The 20,070-nt window shown below is 68.8% G+C and carries 17 protein-coding genes; 5 read left to right on the forward strand and 12 right to left on the reverse strand.

Annotation, left to right across the window (positions count from 1 at the left end; translation table 11 throughout):
• Positions 1–129: 129 nt before the first annotated feature.
• Together J7528_RS20315 and J7528_RS20320 are read left to right on the forward strand one after the other, a co-directional pair.
• The gene (locus tag J7528_RS20315) at positions 130–2,253 is read left to right on the forward strand and encodes a ComEC/Rec2 family competence protein (protein WP_291878217.1); all 2,124 of its coding nucleotides are present in this window, start codon (positions 130–132) and stop codon (positions 2,251–2,253) included.
• A 28-nt stretch (positions 2,254–2,281) separates the two neighbouring features.
• A complete protein-coding gene (locus tag J7528_RS20320; protein WP_291878219.1) occupies positions 2,282–3,037 on the forward strand; it encodes an isocitrate lyase/phosphoenolpyruvate mutase family protein in 756 nt (251 codons plus the stop codon).
• Positions 3,038–3,252: 215 nt separating this feature from the next.
• On the opposite strand, the gene lexA is transcribed toward J7528_RS20320, so the two are convergent.
• The 7 genes from lexA to J7528_RS20355 form a co-directional block, all read right to left on the reverse strand.
• Positions 3,253–3,960 (reverse strand): transcriptional repressor LexA, encoded by a 708-nt coding sequence (lexA, locus tag J7528_RS20325; RefSeq protein WP_291878222.1) that lies wholly within the window; start codon positions 3,958–3,960, stop codon positions 3,253–3,255.
• A gap of 171 nt (positions 3,961–4,131) precedes the next feature.
• Positions 4,132–4,917, reverse strand: a complete 786-nt coding sequence (locus J7528_RS20330) for a class I SAM-dependent methyltransferase (protein WP_363270272.1) — start codon at positions 4,915–4,917, stop codon at positions 4,132–4,134.
• Positions 4,918–4,966: 49 nt separating this feature from the next.
• Positions 4,967–5,758 carry a signal peptidase I gene (gene lepB, locus J7528_RS20335; RefSeq protein ID WP_291878225.1) on the reverse strand — a complete coding sequence of 264 codons (792 nt, stop codon included), beginning with the start codon at positions 5,756–5,758 and terminating at the stop codon, positions 4,967–4,969.
• 63 nt (positions 5,759–5,821) lie between these two features.
• A complete protein-coding gene (locus tag J7528_RS20340) occupies positions 5,822–6,388 on the reverse strand; it encodes a lysophospholipid acyltransferase family protein (protein ID WP_291878227.1) in 567 nt (188 codons plus the stop codon).
• Positions 6,389–6,475: 87 nt separating this feature from the next.
• On the reverse strand, positions 6,476–7,264 hold the full coding sequence (gene trpC / locus J7528_RS20345; protein WP_291878230.1) for an indole-3-glycerol phosphate synthase TrpC: 789 nt from the start codon (positions 7,262–7,264) through the stop codon (positions 6,476–6,478).
• 124 nt (positions 7,265–7,388) lie between these two features.
• On the reverse strand, positions 7,389–8,414 hold the full coding sequence (gene trpD / locus J7528_RS20350; protein ID WP_291878233.1) for an anthranilate phosphoribosyltransferase: 1,026 nt from the start codon (positions 8,412–8,414) through the stop codon (positions 7,389–7,391).
• A gap of 2 nt (positions 8,415–8,416) precedes the next feature.
• Entirely contained in the window at positions 8,417–9,013 is a 597-nt protein-coding gene (locus tag J7528_RS20355) for an aminodeoxychorismate/anthranilate synthase component II (protein WP_291878235.1), read from the reverse strand.
• A 115-nt stretch (positions 9,014–9,128) separates the two neighbouring features.
• On the opposite strand from J7528_RS20355, the gene J7528_RS20360 reads away from it, so the two are divergent.
• Positions 9,129–9,335 (forward strand): hypothetical protein, encoded by a 207-nt coding sequence (locus tag J7528_RS20360; RefSeq protein WP_291878387.1) that lies wholly within the window; start codon positions 9,129–9,131, stop codon positions 9,333–9,335.
• Between the two features lie 28 nt (positions 9,336–9,363).
• Here J7528_RS20360 and trpE read toward each other — a convergent pair whose 3' ends face one another.
• The gene (gene trpE, locus J7528_RS20365) at positions 9,364–10,899 is read right to left on the reverse strand and encodes an anthranilate synthase component I (protein WP_291878238.1); all 1,536 of its coding nucleotides are present in this window, start codon (positions 10,897–10,899) and stop codon (positions 9,364–9,366) included.
• Positions 10,899–12,860: a peptidylprolyl isomerase gene (locus J7528_RS20370; protein WP_291878240.1), complete on the reverse strand. Its 1,962-nt coding sequence runs from the start codon at positions 12,858–12,860 to the stop codon at positions 10,899–10,901. Before J7528_RS20370 ends, trpE begins: the two co-directional genes overlap by 1 nt.
• Positions 12,861–12,998: 138 nt before the next feature.
• Between J7528_RS20370 and tpiA the strand changes: the two genes are divergently transcribed.
• Both tpiA and aspS read left to right on the forward strand, forming a co-directional pair.
• On the forward strand, positions 12,999–13,760 hold the full coding sequence (gene tpiA / locus J7528_RS20375; RefSeq protein WP_291878243.1) for a triose-phosphate isomerase: 762 nt from the start codon (positions 12,999–13,001) through the stop codon (positions 13,758–13,760).
• A gap of 89 nt (positions 13,761–13,849) precedes the next feature.
• Positions 13,850–15,688 carry an aspartate--tRNA ligase gene (gene aspS, locus J7528_RS20380; RefSeq protein WP_291878246.1) on the forward strand — a complete coding sequence of 613 codons (1,839 nt, stop codon included), beginning with the start codon at positions 13,850–13,852 and terminating at the stop codon, positions 15,686–15,688.
• A gap of 64 nt (positions 15,689–15,752) precedes the next feature.
• Here the strand turns inward: aspS and J7528_RS20385 are convergent, their stop codons facing one another.
• From J7528_RS20385 to J7528_RS20395, 3 genes are all read right to left on the reverse strand, one after another.
• The gene (locus tag J7528_RS20385) at positions 15,753–16,619 is read right to left on the reverse strand and encodes a pentapeptide repeat-containing protein (RefSeq protein ID WP_291878248.1); all 867 of its coding nucleotides are present in this window, start codon (positions 16,617–16,619) and stop codon (positions 15,753–15,755) included.
• 99 nt (positions 16,620–16,718) lie between these two features.
• Positions 16,719–17,210: a pentapeptide repeat-containing protein gene (locus tag J7528_RS20390; protein ID WP_291878251.1), complete on the reverse strand. Its 492-nt coding sequence runs from the start codon at positions 17,208–17,210 to the stop codon at positions 16,719–16,721.
• Between the two features lie 71 nt (positions 17,211–17,281).
• The gene (locus J7528_RS20395) at positions 17,282–20,008 is read right to left on the reverse strand and encodes a ribonucleotide reductase (RefSeq protein ID WP_291878254.1); all 2,727 of its coding nucleotides are present in this window, start codon (positions 20,006–20,008) and stop codon (positions 17,282–17,284) included.
• Positions 20,009–20,070: the final 62 nt, after the last annotated feature.

Consider the following 20,070-nt stretch of genomic DNA (forward strand, 5'->3'; position numbering starts at 1 on the left):
TAGCATGCCGCTTCCTTCCGGGACCAGCCATTTTCCGCATCGCGGCGAACTTGGCTTAACCGTCAAAAATACAGTGGTTTCCGGGTGTTAGGCGCGGAACTTACTGATGCCGCGCCGGCGACAGCGGCTATGCGGGTCTCCTGGCGGGACGCCGCGGCGCTGACGGTCGCCGAACTGCGAGTCAATACGGCGCGGGCCTTCCTGTGGACGCCCGTGACGTTCGGCCTTGGCGCGGCCAGCTATCTGGACGCGAGCCGCGAGCCGTCGTTCTGGTTGCTGGGCGGCATGACGCTGGTCCTGGCGGTCGTCTGGTGGACGCTTCGGCAGCGGAACGCGGCCGCGCTGCTGGTGGCTGTGGCCAGTCTGGCGGCCGGCGGCGCAGCTGGAGGCCTGGCCGCCAAGGTTCGTAGCGACCGCGTGGCCGCGCCGATCATGGCCGGAGAGCGGGTCGTGCGGCGGGTGGAGGGTTTCGTCGTCGACGTGGTCAGTCCCGGCGCGGGCGGGCCGCGGCTGCTGATCGCCCCCGCCTGGGTGTCGGGTCTGCCGCCGGAGCACACGCCGCGCCGCATACGGGTGACGATCGGCGAGACCGAGACGCCGGCGCCAGGCCAGCCCATCCGCCTGCGGGCCATGCTGGGACCGCCGCCGCCACCGGCCGCGCCAGGATCCTATGACTTCGCCCGCGACGCCTGGTTCGACTCGATCGGCGGCGTGGGCTTCATGATTGGCGACTGGGACGTCGCGCGGCTGGACCCGCCGCCGTGGCGCCTGCGGCTGTCCATGGCGATCAATGCCTTCCGCTGGAGCTTGGCCCAGCGGATCCTGGCGCGGATGGGTCCCGAGAGCGGCGGTATCGGCGCGGCCATGGTCACCGGCCACGAAGCCTGGATCACCGAGGAGCAGACCGAGGCCATGCGGGCGTCGGGACTGGCGCACATCCTGTCGATTTCGGGCCTGCACATGGCCATTGTCGGCGGCTTCGTGTTCGGTGTGGTCCGGCTGGGCGTCGCCGCCTGGCCGTGGCTGGCCCTGCGGGCGCCGGGCAAGAAGATCGCCGCCATGGCGGGGCTCGTCGCCGTGCTGGGCTACCTCGTCATCTCCGGCGCGCCGCCACCGGCCGAGCGGGCGGCGATCACGGCCAGCGTGGCGTTCCTGGCCATCCTGTTCGACCGCCGGGCCATCACCCTGCACGGCTTGGCTCTGGCGGCGCTGTTGATCCTGGCGCTGAAGCCCGAGACCGCCGGCGAGCCGGGTTTCCAGATGTCGTTCGCCGCCACCGCAGCCTTGGTGGCCTTGGCCGAAGCCTGGCCGCGTCCGGTGAAGGAGATTTCGACGCCCTGGTGGATTCGCTGGCCGCAGGCGGGAATCGTCTGGCTGGCGGCCTCGGTCGCGGCGAGCCTGGTGGCGGGCCTGGCCACCGCGCCGTTCGCCATGCAGCACTTCAACCGCGTCGCCGTCTGGGGCTTGCCCGCCAACCTGGCGGTCGCGCCGCTGTCGTCATTCGTGATCATGCCGTTCCTGGCGATCGGGACCTTGCTGGAGCCCTTCGGCCTGGGGGCGCCGTTCCTGGCCGTGGCCGGCTGGGGCATCGACGGCATGGTCGGGATCGCCAATGGCTTCGCCGACGCCCACGGCGCGCAGAGGATCGTGGCCAGCGCGCCGCCCCAGGTGCTGGTGGTCGCGTTTCTGGGCTTGATGATCCTGTGCCTGTGGAAGGGCCGTCTGCGCTGGATCGGTGCGCCCATGGCCCTGGCGGTCGCCTTGTGGCCCAGGCCAACGCCGCCGGACGCCTGGATCGCAGCTGATGGCGCCACAGCGGCCGTTCGCTCCGGCGATGCCGCCGTGCTGCTGCGTACTGACGCCAAGCGCTTTGGCGCAGAGTTGTGGGCGCGCCGACGCGGTCTCGAGCCAGCAACCTGGAGCCTCTATGCCTGCGACAAGCGGGTCTGCGCGCCGGCCCTGGGCGCGCCGGTGCGGCTATCCCTGGCCTGGAGCCGCAAGACGCCTGACGCCGAGACGTTATCGGGCATGTGCGTGGCCAGCGAGGTGGTGGTCATCCGGGGCGCGGCGCCGGCGCGGATCCCGCCGCTGTGCGCTGACACCGTCCTGCTGGCCGCCGAGGATTTCGCGCGGGGCGGGGCCGCCGAGCTCTATCGCCATCCGGACGGCTGGCGCATCGTCTGGGCGCAGCCGCTGCGTGGCGACCGGCCCTGGAGCCGCCTGCTGACACCCGATGACACAGGTGGCGGCTAAGCCTCCGGCGCCTTCTGGAGGATCCGTGATGTCGAACCCGTTCGCTGCCCGCCGCGCCGCTTTCCGCGCCCTGCACGCCGAGGGCTGCTTTGCCCTGCCCAATCCGTGGGACGCCGGCAGCGCCAAGCGGCTGCAGAAGCTGGGCTTCAAGGCCCTGGCCTCGACCAGCGCCGGCGCGGCCTGGGCGCTGGGAAAGGACGACGGCCAGATCACGCGCGATGAGGTGATCGATCATCTGCGGATGCTGTGCGCCGCCACCGACCTGCCGGTGAACGCCGACTTCGAGGCCGGTTTCGCTGACACGCCTGAAGGCGTTGGCGAAAGCGTCACCCTGGCCATCGAGGCCGGTGTCGCGGGCCTGTCGATCGAGGACTGGTCGGGTTCGGCCCTCTACGACCTGCCGGTCGCTGTCGAGCGCTTGAAGGCCGCCCGCGCCGCCATCGACGCCTCGGGTCAGGATGTGATCCTGATTGGCCGCACGGAAGGCTATCTTCGGGGCAATCGCGACCTGGCGCCGACCCTGGAGCGTCTGAAGGCCTACGCCGAGGCGGGCGCCGACTGCCTCTACGCCCCGGCGGTGACCGATCCGGACGAGATCCGCGCCATCGTCCAGGCCGTGGCCCCCAAGCCGGTCAATATCCTGTTCTGGGGCTCGGACATGACGGTCGAGAGCCTGGGCGCGCTGGGCGTGCGCCGGGTCAGCACGGGCGCATCGCTGGCGGCGGCGGCGTGGGCCGGGTTCGACAAGGCTGCCAAGCGGTTGGCGGAGGAGGGGCGGCTGTAACCAGCCCACCTTCCAGGTCGTCATTCCCGCCCTTGTGGCGGGAACCCCTCTAACCGCCGCAGGTGCAGTCGGGGCTTCACGCCAAGCGATGGCTTGCCTCTCACGTGTCAGCTGAACCAGGGGTTCCCGCCACAAGGGCGGGAATGACGGGTAAATGAAAAGGCCCCGAACCTCAGGCGAGGTCGGGGCCAATTTTCAACTCGCTAGGGCAGCGCCTAGTGATACCGGCGGATCAGGCCCACCAGCTTGCCCTGCACCTCGACCTGGTCGGGGCCGAAGATGCGGGTCTCATACTTGGGGTTGGCGGCTTCCAGGGCGATTGAGCCGCCCTTCTTGCGCAGGCGTTTCAGGGTGGCTTCCTCGCCGACCAGGGCGACGACGATCTCGCCCGAGGTGGCGGTGTCGCCCTTCTTGATGATGACGTAGTCGCCGTCGAGGATGCCGGCCTCGATCATCGAGTCGCCCTGCACCTCGAGGACATAGTGTTCGCCGTTGCCCAGCATGGCTTCCGGCACCGGCAGGCGCTCGCGTTCGTGCTGGATGGCGTCGATCGGGGTGCCGGCGGCGATCTTGCCCAGGATTGGCAGTTCGCGACTGTCATTGGCCGGCGCCGCCGAGGCGGCCGGCGCGGGCGGAGGCGAACCGCCGCCTTCGAACACCTGCGGGCGGAAGGCTCCGCGGCCCTTGGGCGGCGCGGCCGTCGTGGCCTGCTGCGGTAGCTTCACCACCTCCAGCGCCCGGGCTCGGTGGGCCAGGCGGCGGATGAAGCCGCGCTCTTCCAGGGCCGTGATCAGCCTGTGGATGCCCGACTTGGAGGCCAGGTCCAGGGCCTCCTTCATCTCGTCGAACGAGGGGGAGACGCCGGTCTCCTTGATCCGCTCGTGGATGAACATCAGCAGTTCGTGCTGCTTGCGGGTGAGCATGTGAACCTCGGCTGGAGCGCGGAACAAACCGCAAACCTTTCGAATGTTCTCTAGGCGTTCCGCGTTAAAGTCAAGTCGAGCGTCGTTCGCTCGAGAAAGGTGTGGAAAATCAAGGACTAGCTTGGCCGATAGGGTAAATGTCGACCAGAATCAAAAGCTTAACGAAAGCTTTCAGGTGCGTTTGCGGGCCACGATGATGTCCTGGTCCTGCATGGGCTGGCTACGCCAGACGCCGAGCGCGACGGTCAGTACGTCCAGGCCCAGCGCCTCGTACTGCGCCAGGATCTCGGCCAGGTCGTAGGCGATCGTGTCTTCGGGCATGTCCGGGTTCGCCGTCCAGCAACCGTTCAGGGCGTGGACGAAGTCGAAGGCGATCTGGCCGTTTCCGGTGTTGGCGCGGGCTTCGTCGTCGATCAGGTACCAGGAGATGACGCTGGTCCCGGCGGGCTTCAGCACGCGGGCGATCTCGCGCGCGAACTGGGCCTGATCGGCCGCCAAGAGGTGGGTGAACACCGAGCCCAGCCAGACGAAGTCGAAACTCGCGTCCGGATAGGGAAAGACGAAGCGGCTGGCCGGCTGCGAGCCTTCCGGATTATACCGGTCGCTGTGCATGTCGGCGTGGGTGAATTCGAAGCGCGCATCGCCGACGGCGATATTGGCGCGGCACCAGTCGATGGCCTGGGCCATGACGTCGAAGCCGGCATAGCGGCCGGTCTCGTCCAGATAGTCCACAAGCGGCGCGGCGGCGCGGCCGATGCCGCAGCCAACGTCCAGGATGGCGTGGTGGGGCTGCAGGCCCGCGTCGATGAACAGCTGCTTGAACTGCTGGCCGACGCGCACGTAGTCGGCGTCGGCGGCGCCCACCAGGTGCCAGAGCTCTTGCGGCGCGGTCACGGCGTCGTTCACGGGCGGTGCAGGCGACAACACGCGACGCAGCTTGGACAGGAAGGCCCGCATCCGATTCCCTCTACTCGAGCTGGCGCGGACCCTAGCGGCGGTTGTGGGCTCAGCCAACCTTGCGGGCAGGTAGCGACTTGAAGGTGCGATCCAGGCGCAGGCCGTGGCCGTTCCACGAGAACAGCACCCGCTCGGCGCGGCCGACCAGGTTCTCGGCCGGGATGAAGCCCATGCCCAGCTCCGGCGGAAGGTCGGCGTCGCGGGCCACGTCCCAGGCGCAGGAGGCATAACCCTTCGGCGTCGAGCCGGGGTTAAAGCGGCTGTCCAGCGAGTTGTCGCGATTGTCGCCCATCACGAAGTAGCAGCCGGCCGGTACGGTATAGACGCCGGTATTGGCGGCCTGGGTGTCGGCGCCAAAGCTGTTGGTGGCGTAGGTGCGGCCATTGGGCAGGGTCTCGCGCAGGTGGCGGACCGGGATCGGCCAGGCGCCGGGCGAACCTTCGGCGTCGATGCCGGTGAGGGTCTGGGTCACCGGCGCGCCGTTGATGCGCACGACGCCGCCGCTCATCTGGATGCGGTCGCCGGGCAGGCCGATGACCCGCTTGATCACGTCGGTGCGGCCGTCGCTGGGCTTCTTGAACACTACGATGTCGCCGCGCTCGGGCGCCTGGCCCAGCAGGCGGCCGTGGCCCACGGGCGGGCTGAGCGGGATCGAGTGGCGGCTCACCCCGTACGGATATTTGGAGACCAGGATGTAGTCGCCGACCAGGAGGGTGGGCTGCATCGACTCCGAGGGGATCGTGAACGGCTGGCAGAAGACCGTGCGCGGGATCAGGAACACCACCAGCACGATGGCCATCGTCTTGGCGGTTTCGATCAGGCCTTCAGTCCACTTGCGCATCGCCGTCCCCTTGCTTGGCTCAAGTCAAGGTTAGGACGGCGAGCTTGGCTAAATCGTGGCGCGCTAGAGCACGGTCTTCAATTCCGGATGCTTGGGCGTGACGGGCGCGTAGAACGCCGCCAGCACCGCCAGGTCCTTCTCGTAGTCGCCGCTGGGCATCATCGCCGGGCCCAGGCCCACCACCTTGCGCTTGTAGTCCATGAAGCCGGGCACCATCGGCACGCCGGCCTTGAGGGCGATGTTGTAGAAGCCGGTCTTCCAGCCGCTGGCCTTGCCGCGCGTGCCCTCGGGCGCGATCGTCAGCATGAACTCGTCGCGGCGGGCGAACTCATCAGCCATGGCCTGGACTGTGTCGCGCGACTGCGAGCGGTCGATCGGCACGCCGCCGAGGTCCCTCATCAGGCGCTCGAACGGCCAGCGGAACAGCGAGGCCTTGCCCATGAAGCTGAGCTTCAGGTTCAGCGCGTCGGCCGCGCCCAGGAAATAAACGAAGTCCCAGTTACTGGTGTGCGGCGCGGCGATGATCACGAATTTGCGGGTCGTGGTCGGGGCGGAGCCCTCGATCGTCCAGCCCTCGCGCTTGAAGAAGGCGACGAGGGACCAATTCACCACGCGGGCGAGCCAATGCATTCGCGTTTCCTCGCGCGGCCGTGTTCTTGTTGAGTAGACTGTGAGCGGGCGCGGGAAAAAACGCCAGATGGCGCGTACCCGATCCCGTCAGCCGATCAGGGTCTGGGTGGCCGTCGTGACGTCGGCGTTGCGCATCAGGCTTTCGCCCACGAGCATGGCCTTGGCGCCGGTCGCTTCCATCCGCACGACATCCTCGTGGGTGAAGATGCCGCTCTCGGTGACCAGCAGGGCGCCCTTGGGCGCCTGGGTCGACAGGCGTTCGGTGACGGCCAGGTCGACGACGAAGCTCTTCAGGTCGCGGTTGTTGATGCCCACGAGGTCCGAGCCCAGGACGCCGGCGCGAGCCATCTCGGCCTCGTCGTGGACCTCGACCAGGGCGTCCATGCCCAGGCGCTTGGCCTCGGCCATCAGCTCGGCGGCCAGCACGTCGTCGATCATCGCCAGGATGACCAGGATGGCGTCAGCGCCCAGGGCGCGGCTTTCAGCCACCTGCCAGGGATCGACCAGGAAGTCCTTGCGGATGCAGGGCAGGGCGGTAGCCGCGCGGGCGGCCACCAGATACTCGTCGGCGCCCTGGAAGCTGGGGCCGTCCGTCAGCACGGACAGGCACGCCGCGCCGCCGGCCTCATAGGCGCGGGCCAGCACCGGCGGATCGAAGTCCTCGCGGATCAGGCCCTTGGAGGGCGAGGCCTTCTTGATCTCGGCGATCAGCGACAGCTTGCCAGGCGCATGATGGGCCTCCAGCGCGGCCTTGAAGCCACGCGGCGGCGTGGCGACCAGGGCGAGGGCGTCGACATCGGCCTGCGAGTGCTCGGCCTTGCGGCCTGCGACGTCCTCGCGCTTGTAGTTCGCAATCTTCGCCAGAATATCCGTCACGAGCAAACCCCCACACCGATCATCCCCGCGAAAGCGGGGATCCAAGCGGCCTTGGCCGAGTTCGCGGCGGACTCAGCTTGGGTCCCCGCTTTCGCGGGGATGATCGGATGAAGGTAAATGTCGGTCACGCGGGGACTTCCGTATTGGTGGCGGCCACCAGGCCGGCCAGCGCCGCCTTGGCTCGGCCTTCGTCGATGACGTCGGCGGCCAGTTCGATGCCTTCGACCAGGGTCTCGACCTTGTCGGCCACCAGGAAGGCGGCGGCGGCGTTCAGCAGCACGATGTCGCGATAGGCGCCCTTTTCGCCGTCGAACAGGCGGGTCAGGGCGGCGGCGTTGAATTCGGGATCACCGCCGGTGATGTCGGCCAGCGAGGCGCGGGGCAGGCCCACGGCTTCCGGCGTAATCGTGAACAGGTGGATGCGGCCGTCGCGCCATTCGGCGACCTCGGTCTCGCCCGTGGTGGTCAGCTCGTCCATGCCCGAGCCGTGCACCGACCAGGCGCGCTCGGCGCCCAGCGCGCCCAGCGCCTTGGCGATCGGCTCGACAAAGCGCGGGGCCGAGACGCCGACCACCTGCCGCTTGGCGCCGGCCGGATTGGTCAGCGGGCCCAGCAGGTTGAAGATCGTGCGGAAGCCCAGCTGCTGGCGGATCGGCGAGACGTGCTTCATCGCCCCGTGGTGGGCCTGGGCGAACAGGAAGCAGATGCCGGCCTCGTCCAGCGCCTTGCGCTGCTGCTCGCGCGTGGCGTCGATATTGACGCCCAGGGCGATCAGGACGTCGGCGGTGCCGGACTTCGACGTGATGGCGCGGTTGCCGTGTTTGGCGACCTTCAGGCCCCCACCGGCGGCGACGAAGCCGACGGCGGTGGAGATGTTCAGCGTGTGCAGGCCATCGCCGCCGGTGCCGCAGACGTCGATGACGTCGTACGGGTGCTCCAGCTGCACGGCGGCGCGGCGCATGGCGCGGGCGCAGGCGGCGATCTCACCGACCGTCTCGCCCCGCAGGCGCATGGCGGTGACGGCGGCGGCCACCTGGGCCGGGGTCGGTTCGCCACGCAGGCAGGCGGCGAAGAAGACCTCGGCGTCTTCGTCGCCCAGGGTCTGGCCGTCGGCCAGCTTGGCCAGCAGCGGCTTGAAGGCGTCGGACATGGCTAGACCCAGATCTGCGCGTCGCGCTTGACGTTGGCCAGGTCCATGAAGTTGGCCAGCATCTGGTGGCCGCCTTCGGTGGCGATCGATTCCGGATGGAACTGGACGCCGAACACCGGGCGCGTCTTGTGCTGCACGCCCATGATTTCGCCGTCGTCGGTCCAGGCGGTCACTTCCAGGTCGGCGGGAAGATCCTCGCGGCGGACGGCCAGCGAGTGGTAACGCGTGGCGGTGAACGGGTTGGGCAGGCCCTTGAAGATGCCCTTGTCGTCGTGGCGGACCTTGCTGACCTTGCCGTGCATCACAGCCTTGGCGCGGATGACTTCGCCGCCATAGGCTTGGCCGATGGCCTGGTGGCCCAGGCACACGCCCAGGATCGGCAGGCCCTCGGGCGCGGCCTGCAGCAGCGGCAGGCAGATGCCGGCCTGGTGGGGGGCCTTGGGGCCGGGCGACAGCAGGACGGCGGCCGGCGCCAGGCCCAGGGCCTCCTGCACGGTCAGCGCGTCGTTGCGGTAGACGACCGTCTCGGCCCCCAGCTCGTTCAGATAGTGGACGAGGTTGTAGGTAAAGCTGTCGTAGTTATCGATGACGAGGATCATGACGCCGCCTTTCGAGGTGCGGTTCTAGCCTGCGTGAAGCCTTTGTGTAGCGGCATTTTCGCGCGCGGCTTTCAGTTACGGTTACAGCGGTCGCGGTCTCAAGCATCATATGGGCATGGACCCGCGTGATTCCGCCCTGGACCCTGTCGCCGTCGCCTATGTCCGCGCTCTGCTGCGGCCGAAGACGCGCATCCAGAAGATGGCGCCGGTGCTGGCCGCCGCGGCCTTCGCCGCGATCTGTGCGCTGAGCTTCGCCACGGTGATGGTGCTGGCGCCGCCCGCGGTCACTCAGCACCTCCCGGACGATCGCCTGGGCGACTAGTCCTCAAGCGGTGAAACAGCCCTAAGGCTCAGCTGAATCGCCAGGCTTCCTCGGCCGCGCGCTTGAGGGCGCGGGACTTGTGCAGGGTCTCGTCGTACTCGGCGTCCGGATCGCTGTCGGCGACGATGCCGCCGCCGGCCTGGACGTACATCATGCCGTCCTTGACCAGCGCCGTGCGCAGCACGATGCAGGTGTCGACCGAGCCGTCGGCGCCGAAATAGCCGACCGCGCCGGCATAGCCGATGCCGCGCTTTTCGACTTCCAGCTCGTCGATGATCTCCATGGCCCGCACCTTGGGCGCGCCCGAGAGGGTGCCGGCGGGCAGGGCGGCCATCAGCACGTCGACCGGATCGACGCCGTCGGGGGCCGTGCCCTCGACGTTCGAGACGATGTGCATCACGTGGCTGTAGCGCTCGATCTTGAAGCTCTCGGTCACGCGGACGTTCGGGCCCTTGGGGCGCTCGGCCGGGGCATTGCGGCCCTGGTGGTTCAGCATGGCCACGCGGCCGACGTCGTTGCGGCCCAGGTCCAGCAGCATCAGGTGTTCGGCGCGCTCCTTGGGATCGGCCAGCAGTTCGGCTTCCAGCGCCGCGTCCTGCTCGGGCGTGGCGCCGCGCGGACGGGTGCCGGCGATCGGCCGGATGGTGATCTTGTTATCGCGCAGGCGGACCAGGATCTCGGGGCTGGAACCGACCAGGTTGAAGCCGTCCAGGTTCAGGAAGAACAGGAACGGCGACGGGTTGGTCCGGCGCAGCGAGCGGTACAGCGCGAACGGCGGCAGGTCGAAGGGCGCGCGGAAGCGGTGGCTGGCCACGACCTGGAAGATGTCGCCGGCGGCGATGTAGTCCTTGGCTTTGGCGACCACGTCGGCGTAGTCGGCGCGGCTGACCGGGGTGGTGAACTCCATCGGATCGCGGGCCGGACGCGGGGCGTCGTGGCCCAGCGGACGGTGCAGGTCGGCCATGACCGTCTCGATCCGCATGCGGGCGGCGGCATAGGCGTCCTGGGCCGAGACGCCGGCTTGCGGGCGTACGGCCGTGGTCAGGATGATCTCCTGGGCGATGGCGTCGAAGATCGCGACGATCTGCGGACGGGTCATGATCCCGTCCGGCAGGCCCAGCGTATCCTCGTTGATGTCGGGCAGGCGCTCGACCAGGCGCACCAGGTCATAGCCCAGGGCGCCGAACACGCCGGCGGCCATCGGTGGCAGGCCTTTGGGCAGGTCCATGCGCGAACGAGCGACCAGGTCACGCAGGCTGTCCAGCGCGCCGCCCGGCTGGGGCGTGTAGCGGCCGGCGGCGATGTCGTCGCCTTCCGCGATCTCGGCCTGGTCGCCGCGGCAGCGCCAAACCAGGTCCGGGTTCATGGTCACGATCGAGTAGCGACCGCGCCAGGTCCCGCCTTCGACGCTCTCGAACAGGAAGCTGTAGGGACGCGTCTGGGCGATCTTCAGATAGGCCGAGACCGGGGTCTCGAGATCATCGATCAGACGGGTCCAGACGACCTGCTGCCGTCCGGAATCATAGGCTTCCGAAAAGGCGTCGAACGCGGGTTCCAGACTCATTACTCGGCTTTCTTTCCAGCCTTGGCGTCCTGCGCCTTGGCCAGGGCGTCGGTGTCGACGCCGATGGCCTGGCGCGCCAGGGTCAGGTTGCTCTTGGTCTTCAGCTGCGTCTTGGCGGCGTTGCGCGAGGCCTCGCCCAGATCCCGCATCAGGCCGCCGGCCGTCTGCTGCTGGGTGAAGGCGGCGATCTGGGCCACCTGGGCCGACGGGGCGGCCTTCACGCCTTCCAGCTTGGCGACGACATAGGCCTCGCCCTGCTGGCCGGCGCGGGCGACGAAGGTTTCACCCGACTTGGCCGAGAAGGCCGCGCCCAGGAACTCCTGGCCCAGGCCCATGTGCTGGCGGGCGTTCTGGCGCGACAGGCCGGCGACCTTCTGGACCTTGGACTGGGCCGAGGCGGCGACGGCGTCCAGGCTCTCGCCCTTCTTGACGCGAGCGGCCAGGGCGTCGGCCTTGGCCTTGAGGCGCTTGCCCATCTCCTGGTTCAGCCAGATGCCGGTCAGTTGCGGCTTGATCTCGGCCAGGGGCGGCATGGCGGCCGGATTAATCTTCTCGACCTTCACGGCGTAATATTCGCCCTTGCCCAGCTCGACCAGTTCGCTCTCGCCGCCTTGCGACAGGCCGAAAGCGGTCTTGATGATGTCAGGGGTCAGGCCGACGGCCGGCTGGCCGACCGGGTCCGTGCCCTGAGCGGTCAGCGGGGCGGTCGTGGCGACCATGGCGCCGGCCTTGGTGGCGGCGGCGATCAGGTCGGCGCCGGCGTCGTGGGCGTCCTGATAGGCCTGGGTCTGGTCATAGGCCTTGCTCTGGGCGGCCTGGGCGCGAACCTCTGCCTCGATCTGCGGACGGACGCTCTCTAGCGTGGCCACGACGCCCGGGGTGACCTTGGTGACCTTGATCACCGAGATGCCCAGCTCGCCGGCGATCGGCGCGCTGACCTGGCCGGCGGGCAGGGTGAAGGCAGCGTCGGCGACCTTGCGGTCTGGCACGGCGGTCTTGGGCTTGTCGGTCAGGACGAGCGGGGTCTTGCCATAGGCCTTGGCCACGGCAACCGGATCCTCGCCCTTCTTCAGGCGGTCGGAGATCGCGGCGGCGGCCTTGGCGTCCGGGGCGGCGATCTGGATCAGCGAGCGGGTTTCCGGCTTGGCCAGGCTGTCCTTGCGGAAGTCGAAGGCCTTCTGCACGGCGGCCTGGTCGATCGTGACGGTCGGCTCAAGAGCCTTGGCGCTGACGCGCATGATCGACAGCACGCGGGTTTCCGGACGCGTCAGGCGCTCGGCGTTTTCCTTCATGAAGGCGGTCAGCTGGGCGTCGGTCGGCGGCGCGGGGCGCTCCACCGAAGCCGGGTTCACGGCGAAGGCGGCCACGTCGCGGGCTTCCAGCAGGTAGGCGCCTTGTAGGGCGGCGTAGACGCGCGGGGCCTTCAGGCCGTCGGCCACGGCCGAGAAAAAGTGGGCGTTGGCGATCTCGTCGCGCAGCGAGGCCTCATAGGCCTGCGGCGTGATGCCGTTCTGAGCCAGCAGCGCGGCGTAGGCCTGCTGGTCGAACTTGCCGGTGATCGGGCTGAACGGACGCTGGCCGGGCGGCAGGGCGCTCATCTGCTGGTGAACGATGTCGCCGACCAGCTTGTCCGACGGGGCCACGCCCATCTTCTGGATCGCGGCGGCCATCGATTCCTGCAGGGTCAGCTCCTGGACGATCTGGCGGTCGATGCCGCGCTCGACGGCCAGGTCAGGGGTGATGGCCTCACCGCCGCGCTGTTCCATCGCCTTGCGATAGTTGTCGAAGCGCGCCTTGAAGTCCTGGGCCGACATCGTGCGCGACCCGGCGCTGATGACACCCGAGCCTTGCGGGCCCTTGAACACGTCGCTGATGCCGAAGATGGCGAAGCTGACGATCAGCAGGCCAAACAGCAGCACCGCGAACGGCGATTTGGCGAAGGAGCGGAAACCGGCGAGCATGCGATCGAAAACCTTCCAGGGGACCGCCAAGCGAACAGGCAAAGCGGTCGAGAGCAGCGGGTATAGTAGAGCCGTGGGTAGCCGGGCAAGCGGCCTGGGCTTGACTTCCCAAGCGAGGGTGACGCCAAGAAGGCGTCCATGACCCTTTCGAGCACGACTCCCCGGCCGCTGATCGCCGGAAACTGGAAGATGAACGGCCTTTCGGCGGCTCTCGACGAGGCCCGCGCCGTCGCGGCGGGCCTGGACGGCCGGCCGGCCGGCGCCCGCGTCGCCATCTTCCCGCCCGCCACCCTGCTGCACCGCCTGTCGCAGGCCGTGGAGGGCTCGTTCGTCCTGACCGGCGGTCAGGACTGCCACGGCAAGGCCAGCGGCGCCCATACCGGCGACACCTCGGCCGAGATGATCGCCGACGCTGGCGGGACCTTGGTCATCGTCGGCCACTCCGAGCGCCGCACCGACCATGGCGAGACTTGCCAGCTGGTGGCCGGAAAAGCCGAGGCGGCCATCGCCGCGGGCCTGGAGCCGATCGTCTGCGTCGGCGAGAGCCTGGCGCAGCGCGAGGCGGGCGAGGCGGTCAGCTTTGTGATCAACCAGCTGCACAACTCATTGCCGCTCAGCCTGAAAGGCCAGGCGTTCAACGTCGCTTACGAGCCGCTGTGGGCCATCGGCACCGGCCATGTGGCCTCGGTCGACAACATCATCGAGATGCACGCGGCCATCCGCGCCGAGCTGATCAGCCTGTTCGGCGAGCAGGGCGAGACGATCCAGATCCTGTACGGCGGCTCAGTGAAGCCCGAAAACGCCCGCGAGATCCTGGCCGCGCCCAACGTCGGCGGGGCCCTGGTCGGCGGCGCATCGCTGAAGGCCAAGGACTTCCTGGCGATCGTCGAGGCGGCGTAGGGGCCACAAACGGCCCCAGAATCCTTGACATCGAGGCGCCCACGTGCGCCTTACCGCGCCTTGCAAATCACCGCGTATTCAAGACTTTCATGACCTCCATGCACGCCTATCGCACCCACAACTGCGGCGCTCTGCGCGCTTCCGACACCGGTTCCTCGGTGCGCCTGTCGGGCTGGATCCATCGCAAGCGCGACCACGGCGGTCTGGTCTTCATCGACCTGCGCGACCACCACGGCCTCACGCAGCTGGTCCTGCACCCGGAAACCCCGGGCTTCGCGATCGTCGAGCGCCTGCGCGCCGAAAGCGTCATCAAGATCGACGGCGAAGTCGTTGCTCGTGACGCCAGCGTGGTGAACCCGAACCTGCCGACCGGCGAGATCGAGATCCGCGTCTCGGCCGTCGAGGTGCTGTCGGAAGCCGCCGAGCTGCCGCTGCCGGTCTTCGGCGAGCCGGACTATCCGGAAGAGATCCGCCTCAAGCACCGCTATCTCGACCTGCGCCGCGAGACCCTGCACAAGAACATCGTCCTGCGCTCGCGCGTCATCCAGTCGATCCGCAACCGCATGTTCGCGCAGGGCTTCAACGAGTTCCAGACGCCGATCCTGACCGCGTCGTCGCCGGAAGGCGCTCGCGACTTCCTGGTGCCGTCGCGTCTGCATCCCGAGAAGTTCTACGCCCTGCCGCAGGCGCCCCAGCAGTTCAAGCAGCTGCTGATGGTCTCGGGTTTCGACCGCTATTTCCAGATCGCCCCGTGCTTCCGCGACGAAGACCTGCGCGCCGACCGTTCGCTGGAATTCTACCAGCTTGACGTCGAGATGAGCTTCGTCACCCAGGAAGACGTATTCGCGGCCATCGAGCCCGTGATGCACGGCGTCTTCGAGGAATTCTCGAACGGAAAGCCGGTCTCGCCGATCTCGGGCACGCACACCTTCACCAACGACCTGGGTGAATCGTTCGACCACAAGGGTTTCGAGCGCCTGACCTACATGCAGTCGATGGCCTGGTACGGCAGCGACAAGCCGGACCTGCGCAACCCGATCAAGATGCAGAACGTCTCGGAGCACTTCCGTGACGGCGGCTTTGGCCTGTTCGCCAAGATCCTGGGTGCTGACGCCAAGAACCAGATCTGGGCGATCCCGGCCCCGACTGGCGGCTCGCGCGCCTTCTGCGACCGCATGAACAGCTGGGCCCAAGGCGAAGGCCAGCCGGGCCTGGGCTACGTGTTCTGGTCGGAAGACCAGGGCGGCTGGGGCGGCCCGATCGCCAAGAACCTGGGTGAACCGACGCAAGCCCTGATGGAATCGCTGGGCCTGGGCGCTGGCGACGCCGCCTTCTTCGTGGCCGGTGATCCGGCCGTGTTCGCCAAGTTCGCCGGCCTGGCCCGCACCCGCGTCGGCACCGAGCTGAAGCTGGTCGACGAGAACCAGTTCAAGTTCTGCTGGATCGTCGACTTCCCGATGTTCGAGTGGAACGAGGACGAGAAGAAGGTCGACTTCAGCCACAACCCGTTCTCGATGCCGCAAGGCGGTCTGGAGGCCCTGGAAACCCAGGACCCGCTGACCATCCGCGCCTATCAGTACGACATCGTCTGCAACGGCTACGAGCTGTGCTCGGGCGCGATCCGGAACCACAAGCCCGAGATCATGCTCAAGGCCTTCGCCACCGCCGGCTACGGCCCGGAAGTGGTCGAGGAGCAGTTCGGCGGCATGCTGAACGCCTTCCGTTACGGCGCGCCGCCGCACGGTGGTCTGGCGCCCGGCATCGACCGCATCGTCATGCTGCTGGCCGACCAGGTCGCCATCCGTGAAGTCATCGCCTTCCCGCTGAACCAGCAGGGCCAGGACCTCCTGATGAACGCCCCGGCCAACGTGCTCGACAAGCAGCTCAAGGAACTGCACATCCGCACCGCGCCCCCCATCAAGGTTTAAGGCGCGGGCGAGAGCCCAGATACAAAGAAGCCCTCCGGTCTGAGATCGGAGGGCTTTTTCTTCATCAGTACTTCGGAGGCTTGGCCGGTTTCGGCGGCGCTGGTGGGGCGGGCGGCTTGGGCATCTCGCGCAGCAGCATGAAGCGCGCGCTCCGCACGCCGTTGCAGGCGCGGATGGTGAAGCCCGAGGGCAGGCGGATTCCATCGGCGCAGGCTTCGTCCAGCTGGTCCTGGTCCAGGCCCTTGGCTCCCGAGAAATCCGCGCCGGTCAGCACCGCGGCGCTGAGATCGGCATTGCGGAAGTCGGCGCCGTTGAACACCGCGCCGCGCAGGTTGGCGGCGGTCAGGTCGGCGTTGCGGAAGCTGGCGCCGTCGAACTTGCCGCCCGTCAGGTTGGCATGGGTCAGGTCGGCGTTCGAGAAGTCGGCGTCGCGGGCGTTGACGCCCTGCAGGCTGGAGCCGGTCAGCTCGGCGTTCGACAGGCGAGCGCGCTGCAGATTGGCGCCGACCAGCTGCGAGCCGTGCAGCTCGGACGAGGACAGGTCGACGCGGACCATGTTGGCCGATTGCAGGTTCACGCCGCTGCTCTCGACGCCCGACATCTTGGCGTCGGTGAAGTTGGCAGAGACGAAGTTGGCGCCGCGCATCTCGGCGCCGCGCAGGTCGGCGCGGGTCAGGTCGGCGGCGGCGAAGTTGCTGCCATAGAACATGGCGCCGCGCAGGTCGGCGCCGATCAGGACGGCCTTGGCGAAATTGGCGCCGGCGAACTTGGCGTTCATCAGCTTGCGGCCGGCGAGGTCACAGTTGGCGCACATACCGCCGAAGGAGGTCAGCTTGGCGACGTCCTTGTCTTCGATCGAGGCGTGAGCCTGGCCGGTCAGGGCCAGCAGGCTCAGCGTCAAGGCGGCGATTGAAACGCCCAAGCGGGACATCGACTTCTCCGTGCCAGTCCAACGATACGCGACTGTGTGAGTTACGGTTTGAACCGTCGGAGGGGCAGATGCCACTTAAATTGCGGTAATGACGGGGATTTAACGGCAGCGCGGAATGGAAAGCCCACGCGGCAGCAACGTGGAGTCGTCGCCGCAGGCGCCGTTCAACTGACCTTGGTTGAGACCCACGGCGCGGTTCATCTCGGCGCCTGAGAAGTTCACGCCCGACAGTCGCGCGCCCGAAAAGTTCGCGCCTTGCAGATAGGCCCCGACGAAGCTGGCATTGGTCAGGTCCGCGCGAGCGAAGCTGGCGCCGGTCAGCACCGCGCCATAGGCGTTGACGTCGCGCAGGTCGCCGCCGGCGAAGCTGGTGCGGTTCATGATCGCGGTCGAGAAGTCGGCCTGGCGCAGGCGGGCGCCCGCCAGATTCTTGCTCTTCAGCTCCAGGTTCGACAGGTCGGCCTGGAACAGGTTGCAGCGCGGGCAGTTGGCGCCATTGCGCACGGCCGAGAGCTGGCCGGCGTTCTGGGCGCTGGCGGTCGTCGCGGCAGCGAGCGCGACGAGAGCGGCGATCAGGGCAAACGGTTTCATTCTGGCGCACGTCCTACGCGGAAAAGGCTTCCGCACCATGCCGCAGCAAGCTTAACGCCAAGCCAACGCTGTTACGAGGAGGCGACCGGACCCGGACGGTCCGACTGCGCCCCGCAGGTGTCGCAGACGGTCATGCCGCCACGGCGGATCAGCGAGAGGTCGCCGCAGGCCGGGCACATCTCGCCCTCGGCGCCGGGACGATCCGCGCCCTCGACGCGTTTACGGCCGAACGAGGCGAAGACCAGGTTGTCGGGCGTGGCGCCGCGCGAGAAGCCCTTGGAGATGAACTTGCTGGCCAGGACGGGGTCCAGGCCGACATCGTCGATCTCGTCGTCCTCCAGCGGCTTGCCCCAGCCCAGGCCGTCGGCGTTGAACTGGCCGGTGTCGCCATTGGCCAGATCGTCGCGACCCAGGTACGAGACGCCCAGCTCGCGGAAGATGTAGTCTAGGATCGAGGTCGCCGACTTGATCGAGTCGTTACCCGACACCGGGCCGGCCGGCTCGAACTTGGTATAGACGAAGGCCTCGACGAACTCTTCCAGCGGCACGCCGTGCTGCAGGCCTAGCGACACGGCGATGGCGAAGTTGTTCATCAGGCTGCGGAACGCCGCGCCTTCCTTGTGCATGTCGATGAACAGCTCGCCCAGCTCGCCGTCCTCGTACTCGCCAGTATGCAGATAGACCTTGTGACCACCGACAGCCGCCTTCTGGATGTAGCCCTTGCGACGATCAGGCAGGCGGCGGCGGGCGCGGTCGCGCTCGACGATCTTTTCGACGACGCGTTCGGTGACGACGGGCTCGCGGACCGGCGCGGCCGCGCGAGCGGGTTCGGGCGCGGCCTCATCGGGCAGGTCCAGCTTGAAGTCGGCCGGCGCGGCGGCGCGTTGCAGGCGCAGGGCGCGAACGCCCGCGCGGGCGGCGGCGGCCTGGGCGCGCACGGCGTCCGCCGGGCGGCTATCGAAGGCCACCGGCACGATGACGGGCGAGGGCAGGCAGGCAAAGCTCTCGACGGCGGCCAGCATGGACAGGCGGTCGGCGAAGGCCGGAGCCTCGATCGAGCGGAAGGCCTCGCGCAGTTCCGGGTTCAGCGCCTCGCAATCGCCCAGCGTACCCGCGCCCAGGGCGTGGCGTTCGGCGGCGGCGATCTCGCTCGGCATGAAGTCAGCAAAGGCGAGTGTGTCGAAGTCGCGGCGTGCCACGTCCTCGGCCGAGGCGCCCAGCACGTCGCGCAGGAAGCCAGCGCCGACCACGGCCGGGGCGAAGGCGGCGCGAATGCCGTGATGCTCGCGCAGGGCGTTCTCGGCCTTCTCGATCTCGTGGGCGGTGAAGCCACGGGCTTGCAGCATCTCGTGGTCGATGGCCGGGCTGTCCAGCAGCGAGCCGTGACCCAAGGCGTGACGGCGCGCGGCGTCCAGGTCGACGCCTTCGGTCGAGAGCGCTTCGAAGGCGGCGGGGCTGAAGGCGGGCAGCAGCCAGCCGTCGGCGGTCTGGGTGACCGACACGGGCGACACGGCGCCGGCCGGGCCGACCGGGGCGCCGCCAAGGCGCAGGGAGGCCTCGACGTCCTCGAACGGACCGACCAGGGCGGCCGAGCGCAGGCCGTGCTTACGGGCCAGGGCGTGGGCGGTGGCGAGCGACGCGGCGGCCTCGGTGGCGAGGGCCGAACGCAGGGCGGCGGCGCGCACGCGGCGTTCGGCGACGCCCTTGAGGATGCTCTGCTTGTCCTGGGCGAAGGTCTCGTCCGCGCCGAGGACGGCGGCGGCCTCGGCGCTGGCTGACAGGGCAGCGCCGACCGCCAGGGCCCACAGCGCGGCGGCGCCGTCGCGGCCCTCGACGCTGGTCTGGGCCCAGCCTTGCGTGAGCAGGCAGTCGCCGACGCCGGCCAAACCCAGGCGGGCAGGGCGGTCGCCGCGCGCCAGCTCCAGGGCCGTGCCCCACAGGTGGCAGACATAGGTGAAGCGCTCGACGTCGAAGCCCTCGTCGTCGAGGAAGGCGCTGGCGTCGATGGCGGCGCTGACGCCCGCGCCGCGCGAGACCAGCTCGGCGTCGTTCGGCGACAGGGCCAGGGTCAGGGCGCTGGTCTCCCAGCCGACCTGGGCAGCCAGGGCCGAGGCCTCGTCGCCGGCGGCGACGGCCTGACGCGAGGCCGAGGCCACCATCGACAGTTCGCGCTCGGGACCTTGCTCGCCCAGCGAGGGACGTTGGGTGTCAGCGGTGGCGATGGCGTCCAGGATGGTGCGGTCGTCGGCGCCCAGCTCGCGGGCTTTGCGAGCGGCGCGGGCGAGGGCGGGGTTCTTGCGGACGTCCGAGCAGGCGCGGGCGTCGCCCGAGCAGCGGCGCACGGCGTCGGCGACCTGGGCCAGGGCGGCGTCCAGGCGCGCGGCGGCCTGGGCGGCCAGCAGGTGGCCCCGACGCTGGGCCAGGGTGGCCTTCACCGCGCTCTGGAACTCGAACTCACCGATGTCGGGCAGCAGCTCGAGGCCAGCCTGGCCGCCTGCGGGCGTGGCGACGCCCGACAGCATGGTGGCCAGCAGGGCCTCACGGAAGGCGGCGGCGTCGGCCTTGTCGCCGAACAGGCCGCGCGACAGGCCTGCTTGAGCGATACGATCGGCATAACGGGCAGGGCCGCCACCCAGCGGGGCCTTGGGCTCGATCTCGCCGGCCCAGTCCAGCCAGGCCTCGACACGGACGTCGCTCCAGGTGGGCGGCGCGGAGACCACGACGATCTCATCGGCGCGCTCGAGGTCGCGCCATTCCATGGCGGGGACAAGTCCGGCGGCTTTGGCGGGCGTGCGCATGGGCGAGTTCCGGTCCGGGCGGCGGTCGTGATATCTTACCAAATCCCTAACGACTGATTCCG

Origin of the sequence: Caulobacter sp., from assembly GCF_017744445.1 — a bacterium.
GTDB lineage: Bacteria > Pseudomonadota > Alphaproteobacteria > Caulobacterales > Caulobacteraceae > Caulobacter.

Excerpts from the sequence above, each read along its gene's own strand:
- J7528_RS20395 (WP_291878254.1), bottom strand. The coding sequence starts at position 20,008 with ATGCGCACGCCCGCCAAAGCCGCCGGACTTGTCCCCGCCATGGAATGG.
- trpE (WP_291878238.1), bottom strand. The coding sequence starts at position 10,899 with ATGAGTCTGGAACCCGCGTTCGACGCCTTTTCGGAAGCCTATGATTCC.
- J7528_RS20360 (WP_291878387.1), top strand. The coding sequence starts at position 9,129 with ATGGACCCGCGTGATTCCGCCCTGGACCCTGTCGCCGTCGCCTATGTC.
- aspS (WP_291878246.1), top strand. The coding sequence starts at position 13,850 with ATGACCTCCATGCACGCCTATCGCACCCACAACTGCGGCGCTCTGCGC.
- trpD (WP_291878233.1), bottom strand. The coding sequence starts at position 8,414 with ATGTCCGACGCCTTCAAGCCGCTGCTGGCCAAGCTGGCCGACGGCCAG.
- J7528_RS20340 (WP_291878227.1), bottom strand. The coding sequence starts at position 6,388 with ATGCATTGGCTCGCCCGCGTGGTGAATTGGTCCCTCGTCGCCTTCTTC.
- J7528_RS20315 (WP_291878217.1), top strand. The coding sequence starts at position 130 with ATGCGGGTCTCCTGGCGGGACGCCGCGGCGCTGACGGTCGCCGAACTG.
- J7528_RS20320 (WP_291878219.1), top strand. The coding sequence starts at position 2,282 with ATGTCGAACCCGTTCGCTGCCCGCCGCGCCGCTTTCCGCGCCCTGCAC.
- J7528_RS20370 (WP_291878240.1), bottom strand. The coding sequence starts at position 12,860 with ATGCTCGCCGGTTTCCGCTCCTTCGCCAAATCGCCGTTCGCGGTGCTG.
- tpiA (WP_291878243.1), top strand. The coding sequence starts at position 12,999 with ATGACCCTTTCGAGCACGACTCCCCGGCCGCTGATCGCCGGAAACTGG.
- J7528_RS20390 (WP_291878251.1), bottom strand. The coding sequence starts at position 17,210 with ATGAAACCGTTTGCCCTGATCGCCGCTCTCGTCGCGCTCGCTGCCGCG.
- J7528_RS20330 (WP_363270272.1), bottom strand. The coding sequence starts at position 4,917 with ATGCGGGCCTTCCTGTCCAAGCTGCGTCGCGTGTTGTCGCCTGCACCG.
- lepB (WP_291878225.1), bottom strand. The coding sequence starts at position 5,758 with ATGCGCAAGTGGACTGAAGGCCTGATCGAAACCGCCAAGACGATGGCC.
- J7528_RS20385 (WP_291878248.1), bottom strand. The coding sequence starts at position 16,619 with ATGTCCCGCTTGGGCGTTTCAATCGCCGCCTTGACGCTGAGCCTGCTG.
- lexA (WP_291878222.1), bottom strand. The coding sequence starts at position 3,960 with ATGCTCACCCGCAAGCAGCACGAACTGCTGATGTTCATCCACGAGCGG.
- J7528_RS20355 (WP_291878235.1), bottom strand. The coding sequence starts at position 9,013 with ATGATCCTCGTCATCGATAACTACGACAGCTTTACCTACAACCTCGTC.